The sequence below is a fragment of the Pseudooceanicola sp. NS-SX8 genome, assembly GCF_057380755.1.
Genome location: NZ_JBXXRX010000002.1, coordinates 43468 through 59311, shown reverse-complemented (window position 1 = coordinate 59311; position 15844 = coordinate 43468). Strand labels below are relative to the sequence as shown.

Sequence of the window (15844 nt, the reverse complement as noted above, 5' to 3'; positions counted from 1 at the left end):
CTGGTCCTGCTCGTGCCCGGGGTCCGGGGGGGCCTCAGTTCGGGCGGACCAGGAGGGACTTGGGCATGACGCCGAATTCCCCCTTGAAGGCGCGGGCGAAGTGCGAAAAGTCGCTGAACCCGCATTTCAGGGCCACGTCGGACACCCGGGTTTCCCCGCCGGAGACCAGCAGTTCATGCGCGCGGTTCAGGCGTTGCTGCCACATCCAGCGGATCGGCGTGGTGTTTTCCTGCGCGAAGATCCGGTTCAGGGTCCGGCGGGAGACGCCGATGCTGTTGACCAGGGCGTCGCTGTCGAGTTCGGAATCTTCGAGGTTCGTCAGGATCCAGCATTTCGCCTTGTCGAGCAGGGCCGCGTGGCGCGGGTTGTCGAGCGCGCCATGGCCGGCATCGGTATCGAAGGCCGCCGCCAGCATGTCCACCAGGCTCATCGCGATCCTCTGGGCGGCGGGGCTGTCGTTCTTGACGTCGAGGGTTTCCGCCTCGTTCAGCATCAGGGTCAGCATCCGCCCGACGGAGGAGGTGCCGCACAGGGTGCGCGCCGTCATGGTTTCGGCGTGGGGCATGCGGTTGAGCATCGTGCTGCGGGGAATGCGCAGCCAGTGGCCCGAATAGTCCGTCTTCATGGCGATATCGAAGGGCTGGGCGGAATCGTACATGATGAAATCGCCGGTCTTCTGAACCGCGCGCCGTCCACCCTGTTCGACCTGGGCCGTGCCCTCGTTCAGCCGCGACACGAAGAAGCAATCCAGCGGCTGCTTGCGCAGGGTCGCCTGGTTGCGGCTGCTGGTCATCCCGGTGGTGCCCAGGGTACTGATGCCCACGGTGCCCAGGTTGCGCATGCGGATCCGGGCCCGAAAATCGCGGGGGTTCGCGATCGGCAGGTTCGCCGCAGGGCAGAAATGCCGGTGGATCACCTCGTCCCAGAAGGGGAAGCGATCCCGTTCCGGCAGGGCCATGGCATCAATGGTCGTCGTGGTGTCGAGCTGTTTCGTAAGGGGGATCATCTGTCCGCTCCGCAACTGTCGGGGCCAGATTTTCGCAAGTGACCCCTGGGCGAAATGCGTTCTTGCGCCGAAGGGGCAGCGATCGGTTGCAGGCGGACAAAGCTGTGCAGCAAATGAGCGTTTTGTCACAAAAATGTGCAAAGTGGAAGTCGCGTCCGGGAATGACGATCCGCCTTGCTATCTGCGGGCGGCTTGGCCGGGGCGCAATGGCGGGCGTCAGGGACGCGGGTCAGTTGCGGGCACATGCCCCAGTCGACAGGAGATTCGGCCCGCCAGGGCCCGCAGTTCCGCGGCGTGGTAGCCATCGGGGGCGATGTCGATTTCGGTTTCGGCGCCGATCATCGTCACCGTCATCTCCACCTCGTCCGAGAAGTTCCGCACCGGGGCGCAAAGCGCGCTGACGCCGGGTTGCGGCCAGGAATAGGTGATTGCCAGGTCCCTTTGCCGGGCAAGTTCGATCTGGGGCCGGACCTCTTCCAGCGCGGGGCAGCGGCCGATGAAGCGGACCGGCGGCTGTTCGGCGCGTTGCAGGGCCGCGACCCGTTCGATCATCTCCGCCGGCATCACGGCGGCGAAGAGGTGGCCCGTGGCGGTGCCGGTGACCGAGTAGATCGTGCCCGGCCGGGCGGAATTGCGGATCTCGTCGAAGGCCTGCAGCGTCAGGGTGACGACGGGGCCGTAGCGCCCCCAGACGGCGAGGGAGATGTTCACCCCGCAGACTTCGGCGGTCTTGCGGGCCTCTTCCGCCGCGATCAGCTGCGGATCCTGGCGCAGGAGCTGCGTCATGCCGAGGTCGAGGCCGAGCGCGCCTATGCGGTAGAGCGCGCCGCCCGGATCCCTTTCGACGAGGCCCGCGCGCAGGAAGCTGACGAGGTAGGCATGCACCTGTGCCCGGCTGAGCCCGGTGGCGCTGCGCAGATCGGCCACGCCCAGGCCGTCGGGGCTTTCGGCGAGCCGCGCCAGGAGGGCGAAGCCGGTTTCCACCGCCTGGACGCCGCGGCTTTCGCGATCCGTTTCGGGGCCGGGCGGGATCATCCGGCGCTGTCCCGGGTGGCCGCCTGGGCGGCGTCGATCAGCGCCGTCAGGAGGGAGGCATCACGCGGGGCGACCGGCTCCGCCGTGAGGGCTTCGCAGATGACGGAGAGGGAGGCGGCGATGGTGCCGTCGGGCCCCAGGACCGGCACCGCCAGGGCGCCGAGCCCGGGAACCGGCGCATCGCTGGCATGGGCGTAGCCGGCCTGGCGGATCCGGGTGCAGCGGTTGCGGTGCTCTTCGGAGACCGGGGTGCCCGGATCGGTGCCGCGCCAGGCTTCGTAGATCCAGGCGCTGGCGCTGTTGGTCAGGTCGCTGCGCGAGCCTTCGCGCAGGCTGATGTTGACGCTGGAGCGGCCGTGCAGGACCAGCACGGCGGTCGGGGCGCCGCGCACCCAGAGGTCGACGGTGACCATGCGGCCCAGCTGATCGGACAGGGTTCGGGCCGCGGCCAGGGTGCGGCGCACGGCAGGCTGGCCGATGAGGGCGGCACGGGCCAGGCGCAGGGTCTGTTCCGCCAGGCCGTAGCGGCCGTTCTGGCCGAATTGCTGCACCATGCCGGCCTTGCGCAGGGAATTCATGTAGGTGTGGGCCTGGGCCGACCGGATGCCCGCGCGGGTCGCGATGTCGCGCAGCATCTGCGGCCGGTCGGCTTCCAGCAGGACGGAGAGGAGGCGCGCGGCGGTGTCGACGGACTGCACGCCCCTTTGTCTGCTTTCTTCCGTTGCGGCCATTCCGGTGGTCTCCCTGCGCGCTGCATTCGCGCGATTTCCCATGTGTATGGCGGGCTTGCGCGTCTTCGCAAGGGCATCCGGCGCGTCACGGCGCAGCTTGGCGCAGGCAGCCGGGCGCTTTGGCCTGCTCAGAACAGCCGGGCCGCAGCGACCGGGCTAGCATCCCTGCAGCAATCACGAGGAGCCGGATCATGGCCGTTCAGACCCCCACCCAGGACCAGCTGCGCGATGTTGCGCGCAAATGTGGCCTGTCCCTCTCGGACGAGGAGTTCGAGGCCTATCGCACGGCGATCCACGAACGCCTTGAAGGGTATCGCGACGTGGCCAGGATGGCCGACGAGGTGCCCCAGGTGCGGTATCCGCGCACGCCCGGCTATCGTCCGCTGCCGGAGGAGGATCCGCATAATGCCTGGTTCCGCAAGACCGCCATCAAGGGGGCGGAGAGCGGCAAGCTGAAGGGCAAGCGGATCTCGCTCAAGGACAACATCATGCTGGCGGGCGTGCCGATGATGAACGGTGCGCCGCAGCTGGAAGGCTACGTGCCGGAATTCGATGCCACGATCGTCACCCGCATGCTGGACGAAGGCGCGGAGATCGCGGGCAAGGTGCATTGCGAGCTGCTGTGCATGACCGGCAGTTCCTTCACCAACGGCACGGGGCATGTGCACAACCCCTGGCGCCATGGCTGGTCTGCCGGGGGGTCCTCCTCCGGGTCGGCGGTTTCGGTGGCGACGGGGCAGGTGGACATGTCCATCGGCTGCGACCAGGGCGGGTCGATCCGCATGCCCTCGTCCTTCTGCGGGATCTACGGGATGAAGCCGACCCATGGTCTGGTGCCCTACACCGGCATCATGCCGATCGAGATCGAGATCGATCACGCGGGCCCGATGACCGCCACGGTGGAAGACAACGCGCTGCTGCTGGAGGTGATCGCGGGCGATGACGGGTTCGATCCCCGGATCAAGGCCCCGGAGGTGAAGGATTACACCGGCGCGCTGACCGGAGAGGTGCGCGGGATGAAGATCGGCATCCTGAAGGAGGGGTTCGAGAGCCGCTACGCCGATCCGGGTGTCAACGAGAAGGTCCGCGCCGCCGCGGCCCGGTTCGAGGCGCTCGGCGCCGAGGTGGTGGAAGTGTCGGTGCCGATGCACCAGCAGGCCGGCTCGATCTTCGAACCGATCGTGACCGAGGGGGCCTTTACCACCATGTTCGAGGGCGATGGCTACGGCGCCTCCCGCCGGGATCTTTACGCCGTGTCGATGATGGACTTCTACCGGGGCTGGCGCCGGACCGCGAACGACCTGTCGCCCACGGCGAAGGTGGCCCTGCTGGCGGGCCGTTACATCACCGATACCTACGGCACGCGCTACTACGGCAAGGCGATGAACATCTCCCGCAGGTTGCGGGCGGCCTATGATGCCAAGCTGGCGGAGGTCGACCTGCTGCTGATGCCGACCACCGCGATCACGGCGCAAAAGCTGCCTGCTGATGATGCGCCGCTGGCCGAGATCATCACCCATGCGGGCCAGCCGGTGGCGATCACCTGTCCCTTCGACATCACGCACCACCCTGCCATGTCCGTCCCCTGCGGCCTGCTGGACGGGCTGCCGGTCGGCATGATGCTGGTCGGGCGCCATTTCGAGGAAGAGACGATCTATCGCGCCGCGCATGCCTTCGAGCAGTCGGGCGACTGGAAGCGCTTTTGAGCCAGGGGGCATCCGGTGACAGCCTTGTCCGGGGCGCAGGTCCTCTCTGCGCTTCGGGCCATGGCGCGGGCGCGGCTCTGGTCGCGCCCGTGCTGGTTCTGGTTCTTCGTGGTGTTGCCCGTCGTGGTGCCGGCAGCCTCAGGGCGTGGCCAGGTGCATCGGCCCGCCGGAGGTGATGACGCCGCCATGGCTGGTGGGGCAGCCGATATAGGCCACGGGCATGCCGCCGGAGAAGACCATCGAGGAGCCGAGCAGGATCGAGGCGCCGCAGGCCGTCATGTCGCCGATGCGGGCGATCGGGCGCCCGTCCGACGTGGTGCTGGGATTGCCGGCAACGATGGCATTGGGCCCATGAATGGGGCAGACGTGGATATCGCCGATACGTGCGATTGGGATCATTTTCCGTCCTCCTGAAGGGTGGTCGTGACAGGTGTCGCCGTCGGGGTCTTGCCGCCGGGCCGGGCTTTGCCGGGCGGGTCATTTCACTGCGCGCGTCAGAAGGGTTCGGGCACGAGGGCATCGGCGTTGACGGCGGCCGATTGCAGCGCCGCACCGGAGCCTGCCCCCATGCCGCCCATCTGCACGATCCCCATCAGCTGGATCTGCGGCGCGGAGATGGACACGCCGCTGCCGCCGACGGTGATCTTTCCCACCGGGGTGGCGATGGTGACCATCCCCATGCCGATGATCTTGTGGGTGGAGGTCGCGCTGTCGATGCCGCCGCCCGCGCTGATCTTCTGCTTGCCGTTCACCAGCGTGGTGTCATTGCCCATGACCTGGGTCTTCATGTTCAGCTCAACGCCGATGTCCATCTTGCCCTTCACCGCGGTCAGGTAGTTGCCGTCGATGCCGAAGCTGGCGTCGTTGCCGACCTTGTACGTCCAGTCGTTGCCGATCTTGTTCAGATCGTCGTTGCCGATGGATTTCATCCGGTCGTTCTCGATCTCGATCAGCTGGTCCTTCTGGCCGTGCATGTAGATCTGTTCCGACCCGGCCTTGTCTTCGAAGGTCAGTTCGTTGAAGCCCTGGCCGGTCACGCTTTTCGTCTTGAAGACCGATTTCGTCTTCTCGGCGGGGAGCGGGTAGGGGGGCATGTTGGCGCTGTTGTAGACACAGCCGGTGACAAGGGGGCGTTCGGGATTGCCATCGAGGAATTCCACCACGACTTCCATCCCGACGCGGGGGATGATCATCCCGCCCCATTGCTTGGAGGCCCAGTTCTGGGACACCCGGCAGCGCATGGATTGGATACCGTCCACGGACCAGTGGAACAGCACGAGGATCCGGCCGTATTCGTCGCAGTCGACATCGCCCGAACCGACGACCTTGGCGGTCTGCGGGCCGAGGACGACGGGTTCCGGCGTGCGCCGTTCGGAGACCAGGGGCAGCTTCTTGTACCGCAGCTGGACATAGCTGGAATAGCCGTCGCTGGCAGCACCGTTTCCGCCGCCGCCCGTGCCGTAGGACTGGGTGCCGAAGGAATGGCTGGCCTGCAGGCAAACCAGTTCGCCTTCCTTCACGGTCGAGTCCTGCTCGGCGTGGAACGCGACTTTTAGGGTCATCCCCGAAGTCAGGCTCATCGTGTCGCCCTTGGCAAACAGGGTGTCCGCGTTGATGCCCGCCTGGTCGAGGCGCAGTTGCGCGTTCGGCCCCACCTCGCTGTTGGAGCCCGTTTCGCTGACGAAGCCGGCGGGATGTTCGAAGGCTTCGAGGGTGGAGAAGTCGTAGCTGCGGTTGCGCGATCGTTCGACTTCAAGCCGACGGCCCGCATCCTTGAAGTCGTAGTCGGCGACCAGGATCGCCCCGGTGGAGGCGGATTGGGTGTGGCCGGCTTCCCTGAAGTGTTCCGTCTCGGCCACGACCCGGGAGAGGGCGCCGATGTAGGGGATCTGATAGCGCGGGTAGGCGGGCAGGGAGGCCACGTCATCCACCACGTGCATCGTGTGGCCGTCGGCGGCGTGGGTGAAGTAGAAGGAAATGCCGAAGCGTTCCATCAGGCGGCGGCAGAAATCGAGGTCGGTTTCCCGGTACTGGACGGTGTATTCGGCGGTCGGATAGCTCTTGATCAGGTTGACGGAGAGATGCGGCGCGCCAAGCGAGGCGTAATTGGAGAGCACGTCGCGGATCACGTCGTAGGCGGTCATGTTGTGGAAGATGCGGCTGTTGCGGCGCAGCCCCGCCATCCAGAACCACGATCGCAGGGTCAGGTCGAAGCGGTATCCGTTGGCCTGGTATCCATTGGCGACGACATTCGTGATGATGCCGCCGAAATAGCGGGTCTCGTCATTGCGGTCCTGCACCCGTATGGACCCGTAGGTGCCCAGCAGTTTCGACATGTCGATATTGCCGGTTTCGCACAGCGCATCGACGTGGAATTCCGAATTCTCGTTCAGGTAGTCGGAGCCGTGGAACCGCGTCAGCAGGAGCGTGTCATCGCCAAGCGAGCAGTGGAACTGGCCAATCTGGGTCTTCTGGGACAATTGGGGCATCGACGGCTCCGGCTTAAATCAGGCAAGTCTAGCACGAGGCCGGCGGAAAACAATTTCCGGCCCCCTTGGCGGCATCCGGCGGCAGGCGGCCGCCGGGCCAGGGATCCCCATGCCGCCCCGGGACCGGGCGGCGCAGGGGATCAGTTGGACGGTTTCAGCGCCGCGAGGCCATCCTGCAGGCCCTTGGCATTGAAGCGGAAAACCCGCTGTTCGGCATTGATCTGCGGCCGGTAGGACACGACGACCGTGCCATCGCCCGAGGTCAGCTCCTCTATCAGGTCGGGGGTCAGTTCCATCAGGGCTTCGCAGAACTGGGCATTGCAGTTCTGCCAGACCAGGCCATGCACGCCTTCCTGTTCGACGTTGCGCAGGGCGATGCCGGCGGCGAGGTAGGTGCCGAGCGGAACGCGCACGGCGAGGTATTCCTTTTCCCCGTTGCCGGACCACAGCGCGAGCATTTCGGCCATGAACACCCGGTCGCTTTCGCGGACCAGCTGCTGGCTGAGCATGCAGGAGGTGCGATTGACGGCGACGGCATTGCAGGAAACGGCCCAGTTGTCGAACTTCTGGCCGTTGGCGACCGGGGCCGCCTCCTGAGACAGGCCGGCGGAGGGCAGGGAAAGGGAGAGACCTGCCACGGTGAAAAGGGTGGCAAGAAGGGACCGGGTCATAAGAAATTAAGCTCCAATAGACAGATCGCGCGCCGCCGGGCGGCCCGCCATATGTCCTGAGGGAGCCAGCAGAAGGCAGCTTGTGTCAAGTCGGCATTTCCCCGGCGGCAGGTTTCGGGACCCTTGCCCCCCTCCCTGGCTTCCTGGCCCGGGCTGGCGGGAATGCCTGGCCGCGGCGGCGGGGGCAGGCAGGGGGCGAGTGCAGGCGGCAGGGACCCTGCGGCACGGAATGGCTTGGCAAAGCCGTCCGGTTCCTCCTACACTTCGTGCAATTTTCTGACTTCGTTTTCAAATCCCTGACACTCACCTACCTGACAATTACGGGCCCCTTTTCACAAATGACTTCCCCGTCCCAGCCCATGCCGATCCCGGACTGGCCCCATGGCCAGGTTGGGCCATGCCTCTTCGAACCGATAAGCGGTGTGGTGCCGCATGATGAGACGGAGGGGGCCGATACGCTGCCCGCTCCGCTGGCGGAGATCGTGGCCCGGGGGCCGCTTTATGCCGTGCTGGACGTGGCTTCGATGACCGGGCTGATCGAGATCCTGGATGCCTTCGGCATGACCTACCGCCGGATCCATTCACCGGACAGCCCGAAGGACTGGCAGTCGCTGGGGCCCGTCGTCGTGCAGATGCAGGCGCAATCGGGGCTGAACCGGGTGCTTTTCACCGACAAGGGCCCCAAGGCGGAGGGCTGTTTCTGGCGCCGGTCGCCGGCGGGGCTTTTGCGGGTCGATGCGGATATCGACACCGTCGCGGTGCACCTGATGCGCTACACCCGCCTGACCAATGCAGAGGGCGACGGGTTCTATGTGCGGTTCTGGGAACGGCATGTGCTGCCGGGGCTTGCGACGGATGGTGCCCCGCTGGCCGACAGCCTTCTGGCGGAGATCGGGGACAAGCCCGTGCACTGGCTGCTTCTGGTGCCGGATGCGCAAAGCGCGATGCAGGTGAGCCGCGCGCCGGAGCGCCTGGGCCAGCCTGCGGCGGCCCCGGTGCTGAGCGACCAGGATCGCGCGTCGCTGGAACGCAGCAGCGAGCTGCGCAAGCTGCGCGAAGAGGTGGGCCTGTCCCTGGAAGAACTGCCGCAACCCATGGCGGAGGCCTATGGCGCGGATCCCCGGCTGGGCGATCTGTGGCGACAGCTGCGGCCGCAGGGCTACTACGAGCCACGCCAGCGCGTGCGGGCGCTGCAGCTATACCTGCGGGCGGTGGCGCTGAAGCAGCACGGCCCGGCCTGGGCAACGCTGACCCAGGAGGGTACGGCGGCCGAGGACCGGCTGAAGCGACTGGAGGACGCGGTGAAATCACTGGAGGGCGCTGGCTAGAGGGCTGCGCCTGAGCGGGCGAAACGGTGGATGTCATGGGCAACTCAACCCATTGGCGCAGACTCTGTTTCGCTTATAGTCGGGGATGGGAGGCGGCCGCATGACGGCCGTGCGGAGGCGCTTGGGACCTTCCTGTAACCGGAATTATGGTAACTCTTCGGGCCTGGGGCCGGAGGAATGACAGGACGCTGAAGGACGGAGAGCCCATGGCAGCGGAAGATATCGAGACCGACGCGGAACTGGACAAGACCCTGCCACCGGCATCGGCCCTGCGGTTCGACAGCCCGTCGGATCTTTACACGGGTCTGCCGCGAATCCTGAAGATGACGCAGCATCGCCCCCGTCCGGACGAGGAGGCGGAGGACTACATCCGCCGCCTGCTGGAATCCCAGACGCCGGAGGAGGCGCTGACCTTCATCGCCTTCGCGGCCCTGCCGAAGATGGCGATCTGGTGGGCCTACGAATGCCTGCGCCAGTCCGGGGATGAGCTTTCGGCCACCGAACGCGGGATGATGGAGCTGGTCGCCGCGTGGACAAACAACCCCGATGACGAGAGCCGCTATCGCACCATGCGCGCCGCGCTCTACGCACCACAGCCCTCGCCCGCGGTCTACCTCGGGCTTGCCGTCGGCTGGTCCGGCGGGCCGATCGCCCCCAATGATCCGGCCCCGGTGCCGCCGCACCGGGCAGCCCGGGCGGTGAATTCCGCCGTGCTCTCCTGCCTTGCAAAGGCAGACCTTGCGCAGCGGGGCGAGAGGCTGCAACGCTTCGTCGAACAGGCGGCTTCGCTGTTCCGCACCCATTGACCCGGCCCCCTGCTGCTGGAAGGCTGCGCGTGTTGTCCGGCGTGTCTTCCGTCGGGCGCGGGTTTACTGATTTTCAATACCACGGAGGCAATCGGAGCCTCGATGACGCTGACACTTAGAATAGAGAATTTCGACAAGCTGGAAGATGGCGGGCCCGTCAGCTTCTCCCTGACCGAGGCCGGGGCGAGCATTGGGCGCCGGTCTTCGATGGACTGGGTCTTGCCGGATCCGGTGCGCCATATCTCTGGTCACCACTTCGACATTTCCTGGAACGAGGGGGCCTACTGGCTGACCGATGTGTCCACCAACGGGACTTTCCTGCAGGGGCGCCGGCATCGGCTGGAGGGCCCGCACAGGTTGTCGGACGGGGAGCGGCTGACCGTCGGGCAGTACATCATCCTGGTGGAGATCGGCAGCGGCGCAGCCCCCGGGCCCGCACCTGTCGCCGAAGCGCAGCCGCCGCTTTCGGCCCCGCTGCAGAGCCCGGCCCAGCAGTGGGAGACCCCTGCCCCCGCAGCCGACAATGATCCCTGGGATTTCGGATCGGATGCGCTGGACCCGGTGAACCCGCTGCCGACGCCTTCGGCCAACCCCCATCACCTGGATGACGTGGCGCGGGATTTCGTGCCGTTGCAGCAACCCGGTGGCGGGATGAGCGGCGCGCCCTCCGGCCTGCAGAGCCCGGGTGCCGTGCCGGGCGGGGCCGCGGCAGGGGGGCATGGCCTGAGCATGCCGCCGGCCGGACTTGGCGGTGCCTATGGTGGTGGCGTGCAGCAGCCTGGACAGGGGTATGGCCAGACGCCGAATCAGGCGCCGATGCAGGCACCGGTGACACCCCCCTCCCCGCCGCCCGGCCCGGGCCCTGCGGCCTTCGGAGGGGGTGCGGTTTCCCTGCCGCCCTTCCAGCCGGGGACCGATCCGGCGGCGGTGCCGATGCCCCGCCCTGGCCCCGCACCCATGCAGCCCCATCAACCTCTGGCCGCGCCGCAGCCCCAGGCGATGCCCTATGGCACGCCCGCTGCCGGACAGGCGCCCGCCGCGCCGGTCAGCGCGGAAGGCGCCGCGATCGTGCAGGCCTTCTGCGAGGGCGCCGGCCTGAACCCGGCCACCGCCCATGGCGTCGATCCGCAGCGGTTGGCCCGTGACCTTGGCCGGGCCATGCGGATCGCCACCGAGGAAGTCATGCGCATGCTGCGGGACCGCGCCAACGTGAAGCAGTTCACCCGTGGCGGCGAACGCACCATGCGCAGTGCCACCGGCAACAACCCGATGAAGTTCCTGCCCGACACCGACCAGGCGCTGGAAGCGCTGTTCCTGCGTCATCGCGACGGGTTCATGACCGGCCCCGACGGGTTCGAAAATGCGTTGAAGGATCTGCGTCTGCACCAGCTGGCGGTTTTCGCGGCCCTGCAGCCGGCGCTTGCCTCTGTCCTGGAGGGCCTGTCGCCGGAAGAGATCGAGCAGAGCGCCGAGACGACCGGCAGCAAGATGCTGGGCGGGCGTCGCGGCAGCAAGGGCTGGGATACCTTCGTGGAACGCTGGGATGCCAAGGCGGAGGCGGGGGAACACGGCATGCTGGATGCCTTCCTTGCCGCCTTTGCCAAGGCCTATGCCCAGGTGACGATGGAGCAGGGCGGAAGCCAGTTCTAAGCGGCAGGTCCGAGCGGCCCCGGCTCCGTGGCCGAACTGGTGACTTGACCGGTTCGGGGCTTTGCCTAAGGTGAGGCCAGCGCCCGCGCATTTTTGGGCGCGCCCAATTTGATTTTCAGCGGCCTTTCCTACGGGGTGGGCGCCAGACTTTGTTCAGGTCCGTGACCGGGCCGCCAAGGATTGCCAGATGACGCTCGACCACCTGTTCAGCCCGGTCTCAGACGATCAGCCCTGCGGGCCGGACCTGGCAGAAACCTTCGATCCCGAATTCGACGAGTACTACTACACTGCCCTGAGCCGGGTGCCGGACATCTATGCCCTGCCCGGTGTGCAGCGCAACGACGGGTCGCGGACGCCGGACAAGCTGTTCAATCCCAAGGATGTCGACCTGCAGGCGGAGCTGGGGCAGATCGACGGCATGCTGGAAAGGTCGCGCGATCTGCGGTTGCTGAGCATGCGGGTGCAATGGGGCGCGCTGGCCGGCAAGCTGGAGGTGGTGGCCGAATCGGTGGAGGCGATGGCGGGCCTGCTGAGGGCCTTTCCCGAGGATCTGCACCCCGGCCTGGCCGACGGCCCAGCCGATCGGCGCGAGGCGATCCAGGACCTGAATCTGCCGGTGACCGTCCTGCAGCCGCTGCAGTTCTGCGGGCTGATCGGATCGACGGACGTCACGCTGAGAAAGCTGAAGGTCGCGCGCGGGCAACTGCAGCCACTGGAAAGCGAACAGGACCTGAAGGTGTCCACCCTGCAGGACGAGCTTGGATCGGCGGCGCATCGGGTGCGGGTCGATGAAACCCATGCCACCCTGACCCGGCTGCAGGCGGCACTGGCAACGATCCGCAGCAGCTGCATGAGCAATCCGGTGGCCCCTTTTGGTCCGATGCTGGACGGGATCAACGGCGTGGTGGAGGAAATGCTGGCGGCCATCGGCGATGTTCGGCCGGACCTGCGCGTCGCGGCCGTGCCGGAACCGGAGCCAGAGACGGCGGACCCGGGCGATGAGGCGGCGTCGGAGGAGGCGGCCCCGGCTGTCGCCGCAGCCCCAGCAGGCCCGCCCCCGGACGTCACCAGCCAGGCCCACGCCCGGCTGATCCTGGAAGCCTGCGAAGGCTATTATCACCGTTACGAACCGTCATCGGCGGCACTGCTTCTCGTCTCTCAGGCGCGCAAGCTGATCGGAAAACCCCTGATCGAGGCGCTGGAAATCCTGCTGCCGGAAGAGGCCGACCGGGCCAAGATAGATTTCGGTCCGCAAAGCGGATTCGAGATGCGTTTCAGTCGCTTGCGATCCCTCAGCGAGGAATATTCGGGATCGCCACCCGGGGAATCGGAGGTGCAATTGCCGGACCCTCCGAAGTTGACAAATGCAACCGAGGCGGCGAACGCAATCAGATCGGTAGAGGATTATTTCAGACGTTACGAACGCAGCAGCCCTGTCCCGGTATTGTTACAGAGGGCACGTACATATCTGGACAAGGATTTCCAGGCGCTGATCGACGAACTGATTCCGCAGAGAGAGCAGTGAACCCCGCTGCTCCCGTTTGCATTGAATGACGGGTATATTTCGGGGTGAGGCGAACAACTGTTTCGTTGACAGATAAGAAATCCCACGTTTAACTTTCGGCATTATTTGCGCTGTTTACATACGGAGTGACTTTTCATGGCCTCTTCTTCCGGCTCCGGTTTCATCAAGAGAAACCGCCCTCCGCGGGTCCAGATCCAGTATGCGGATCCCTACAACAGCGAGAAGATGGTCGAGCTGCCCTTCGTGACCGGGGTGCTCTCGGACCTGTCCGGCAACAACTCCGCCAAAGAGAAGCCCGCGATGGATGAGCGGAGCTTTTCCGACGTCACCAAGGACACGCTCGATGACTTCATGAATGACGTCAAACCGGGGATGACCTTCATGGTCGACAACAAGATCGACCCGACGTCGGACAAGAAGCTGGGTGTCAGCCTGGCCTTCAACAAGATGGACGACCTGGAACCGGCGGCGATCGCCCGGCAGGTGCCGACGCTGAAGAAGCTGCTGGAAGCGCGGGAGCGCCTGGCGAACCTGCAGCGCTACATGAGCGCGCGGCCCAAGGCGCAGGAACATATTCAGAAGCTTTTGAACGACCCGGAACTGATGGCGGCCCTGGCCGAACGCAGCGCCGCAGAGGCCGAAAAGGAAGACGACGCCGAGGGCTGAGCCCTGGGCAAGTCCAGTATTCAGAACAGCCGGGCCCCGCAGACGATCGCGGGGCGCCGTTATTGACGGACGTGATCTGACGCACGGGGAAGGCATAGATGAGCAACGAAGCACAAACGGAAAGCACGGCGGCACCGGCGGGAGCGCTGGATGAACTCTCCGAATTCTCCGACATCCTGAAGCAGACGATCAAGCCACGCACCGAGGTGGCCGCCAAGGAGGTGGACAACGCGGTGATCGCCATGGTCCGCGAGGCGATGGAGGATGAGAACCTCGTCGCCGAAGACGTGATCGACACGCTGGATGCCATGATCGCCAAGCTGGACAAGAAGCTGTCCGCGCAGGTGAACGAGATCATGCACAACGAGGAATTCCAGCAGTTCGAGTCGAGCTGGCGTGGCCTGGCCTACACCCTGAACAACGCCGAAACCGACGCGACACTTCGGGTCAAGGTGCTGAACATTTCCAAGACCGAACTGCAGCAGATGATGCGCCGCTATCCCGGCGCAAAGTGGGACAAGTCCCCGCTGTTCGACATGGTCTACGAACAGAACCTGGGGTCCCTGGGCGGCAATCCCTTCGGCTGTCTGATCGGGGATTACTACTTCGATCACACCTCCGGCGACGTGAACCTGCTGACCTCTCTCAGCAAGATCGCGGAATCGTCCCTTGCCCCGTTCATCTCCGGCGCCTCGCCGGTGCTTCTGGGCATGGACAGCTGGAACGAGATGGCGGTGCCGCCGGACCTGTCCGAAATCTTCGAAACCCCGGAATACGCCCAGTGGAACAGCCTGCGCGACAGCGAGAATGCGCGTTTCGTCGGGCTGGCCCTGCCCCGCGTCCTGGCCCGCGAACCCTACGGACAGGACGGCAACAACACCGTCGAGGAATTCAACTTCGAGGAGAAGACCGATGGCCATGACGGCCAGCTCTACTCCTGGATGAATGCCTCCCATGCCATGGCGTCGAACATCCACCGGGCCTTCAAGGAATACGGCTGGGCGGTGAAGATCCGCGGCGTCAATTCCGGTGGCGAGGTGCAGAACCTGCCCACCCATGTCTTCGACACCGGCGACGGGTCGAAGGATCTGAAGTGCCCGACCGAGGTCTCGATTACCGACCGCCGCGAGGGCGAACTGTCCAAGGCGGGCCTGATGGGCCTGATCCACCGGCAGAACACCGACAAGGCCGCCTTCCTTGGCGCGCAATCCCTTTACCGACCGAAGAAATACGTCGACGATCTGGCCACCGCGTCGGACAACATGTCGGCGCGTCTCCCCTACATTTTTTCCGTCTCCCGTTTCAGCCATTACCTGAAAGCCATGGTCCGAGATAAAGTCGGCCAGGACATGACGCGGGAACAGCTGCAGAAAGACCTGCAAAGCTGGATTATGAAATATGTTACCGCCAACCCCGAAACGGCGGACGAAATAGATAAGGCGAAACGCCCCCTGGCAGGCGCAAAGGTCGAGGTCGTCGAAGACGAGCTCAACCCCGGGTTCTATCAGGGTAAATTCTTCTTGAAACCGCACTTCCAGATGGAGGGGATGGATATTGGGATGAGCCTCGTATCCAAGCTTCCTGGAAAGTAAGTCCCGATATTTTCCGCGTGATTTGCGGTTATTCCAACTATTGCCCGTAGGAGAGCGAGAATGGCAATTGATTGTTTCCTGAAAATTGGCGGTCTGAATGGCGAAAGCCAGGACAAGACCTATAACGGTTGGATCGACGTCCTGTCCTGGAGCTGGGGCATGTCCCAGTCCGGTACGACGCACCTGGGTCGCGGTGGCGGCGGCGGCAAGGTCGACGTGGGGGATATCTCCTTCACCAAGTACGTCGACCTGTCTTCGCCTTCGCTGATCAAGTCCTGCACCCTGGGCCAGCATTTCGAAGATGCCCACCTGGTCGTCCGTAAGGCGGGTGACAACCCGCTGGAATACCTCAAGATCGACTTCAAGACGGTCCTGGTTTCCAGCTTCTCCACCGGCGGGTCCGGCGGCGACGACCGCGTGATGGAAAGCATCACCCTGAACTTCCGCGAATTCCACCTGTTCTATGTCGAGCAGGAAGAGAGCGGTGCGGCCGGGGCCGATGACGACTACGGCTTCAACATCGCCGAGAACGCGCGCGTCTGATCCGGCAGGCGTCGCAAGGCGCCTTCGCCGCGCGGTCGCGCAGGGACGTTGACGGCATCGTTGACAGAACCGGGGCGGCACCCCGCCCCGGGATCA

General features: G+C 65.4%; 14 protein-coding genes. 8 read left to right on the top strand and 6 right to left on the bottom strand.

Features of this window, described 5'->3' with window-relative positions; all coding sequences use genetic code 11:
* Positions 1-34: 34 nt before the first annotated feature.
* The 3 genes from AC2IR1_RS22845 to AC2IR1_RS22835 all read right to left on the bottom strand — a co-directional run bounded on the left by AC2IR1_RS22845 (position 35) and on the right by AC2IR1_RS22835 (position 2772).
* The gene (locus AC2IR1_RS22845; protein WP_486476481.1) at positions 35-1006 is read right to left on the bottom strand and encodes an AraC-like ligand-binding domain-containing protein; all 972 of its coding nucleotides are present in this window, start codon (positions 1004-1006) and stop codon (positions 35-37) included.
* 216 nt (positions 1007-1222) lie between these two features.
* Positions 1223-2041, bottom strand: a complete 819-nt coding sequence (locus AC2IR1_RS22840) for an IclR family transcriptional regulator (protein ID WP_486476480.1) — start codon at positions 2039-2041, stop codon at positions 1223-1225.
* Positions 2038-2772 carry an IclR family transcriptional regulator gene (locus AC2IR1_RS22835; RefSeq protein WP_486476479.1) on the bottom strand — a complete coding sequence of 245 codons (735 nt, stop codon included), beginning with the start codon at positions 2770-2772 and terminating at the stop codon, positions 2038-2040. Before AC2IR1_RS22835 ends, AC2IR1_RS22840 begins: the two co-directional genes overlap by 4 nt.
* Before the next feature lie 191 nt (positions 2773-2963).
* On the opposite strand from AC2IR1_RS22835, the gene AC2IR1_RS22830 reads away from it, so the two are divergent.
* On the top strand, positions 2964-4478 hold the full coding sequence (locus AC2IR1_RS22830) for an amidase (RefSeq protein ID WP_486476478.1): 1515 nt from the start codon (positions 2964-2966) through the stop codon (positions 4476-4478).
* Positions 4479-4616: 138 nt separating this feature from the next.
* Here the strand turns inward: AC2IR1_RS22830 and AC2IR1_RS22825 are convergent, their stop codons facing one another.
* The 3 genes from AC2IR1_RS22825 to AC2IR1_RS22815 form a co-directional block, all read right to left on the bottom strand.
* Positions 4617-4877, bottom strand: coding sequence for a PAAR domain-containing protein (locus tag AC2IR1_RS22825; protein WP_486476477.1), 261 nt, complete (start codon positions 4875-4877; stop codon positions 4617-4619).
* Between the two features lie 95 nt (positions 4878-4972).
* Entirely contained in the window at positions 4973-6967 is a 1995-nt protein-coding gene (locus AC2IR1_RS22820) for a type VI secretion system Vgr family protein (RefSeq protein WP_486476476.1), read from the bottom strand.
* A gap of 140 nt (positions 6968-7107) precedes the next feature.
* A complete protein-coding gene (locus AC2IR1_RS22815) occupies positions 7108-7638 on the bottom strand; it encodes an invasion associated locus B family protein (protein ID WP_486476475.1) in 531 nt (176 codons plus the stop codon).
* A gap of 338 nt (positions 7639-7976) precedes the next feature.
* Here AC2IR1_RS22815 and AC2IR1_RS22810 point away from each other — a divergent pair, with 338 nt between their 5' ends.
* The 7 genes from AC2IR1_RS22810 (at position 7977) to AC2IR1_RS22780 (ending at position 15748) form a co-directional block, all read left to right on the top strand.
* The gene (locus tag AC2IR1_RS22810) at positions 7977-8966 is read left to right on the top strand and encodes a DUF4123 domain-containing protein (protein WP_486476474.1); all 990 of its coding nucleotides are present in this window, start codon (positions 7977-7979) and stop codon (positions 8964-8966) included.
* A gap of 206 nt (positions 8967-9172) precedes the next feature.
* Positions 9173-9772, top strand: coding sequence for a DUF6931 family protein (locus AC2IR1_RS22805; RefSeq protein ID WP_486476473.1), 600 nt, complete (start codon positions 9173-9175; stop codon positions 9770-9772).
* A gap of 102 nt (positions 9773-9874) precedes the next feature.
* Positions 9875-11422 (top strand): type VI secretion system-associated FHA domain protein TagH, encoded by a 1548-nt coding sequence (tagH, locus tag AC2IR1_RS22800; RefSeq protein WP_486476472.1) that lies wholly within the window; start codon positions 9875-9877, stop codon positions 11420-11422.
* Positions 11423-11609: 187 nt separating this feature from the next.
* Complete coding sequence (locus AC2IR1_RS22795; RefSeq protein ID WP_486476471.1) at positions 11610-12947, top strand: type VI secretion system protein TssA; 1338 nt, start codon at positions 11610-11612, stop codon at positions 12945-12947.
* Positions 12948-13082: 135 nt separating this feature from the next.
* Entirely contained in the window at positions 13083-13613 is a 531-nt protein-coding gene (gene tssB / locus AC2IR1_RS22790; protein WP_486476470.1) for a type VI secretion system contractile sheath small subunit, read from the top strand.
* 98 nt (positions 13614-13711) lie between these two features.
* On the top strand, positions 13712-15205 hold the full coding sequence (gene tssC, locus AC2IR1_RS22785; RefSeq protein ID WP_486476469.1) for a type VI secretion system contractile sheath large subunit: 1494 nt from the start codon (positions 13712-13714) through the stop codon (positions 15203-15205).
* Between the two features lie 60 nt (positions 15206-15265).
* The gene (locus AC2IR1_RS22780) at positions 15266-15748 is read left to right on the top strand and encodes an Hcp family type VI secretion system effector (RefSeq protein WP_486476468.1); all 483 of its coding nucleotides are present in this window, start codon (positions 15266-15268) and stop codon (positions 15746-15748) included.
* The last annotated feature ends 96 nt before the right edge of the window (positions 15749-15844 follow it).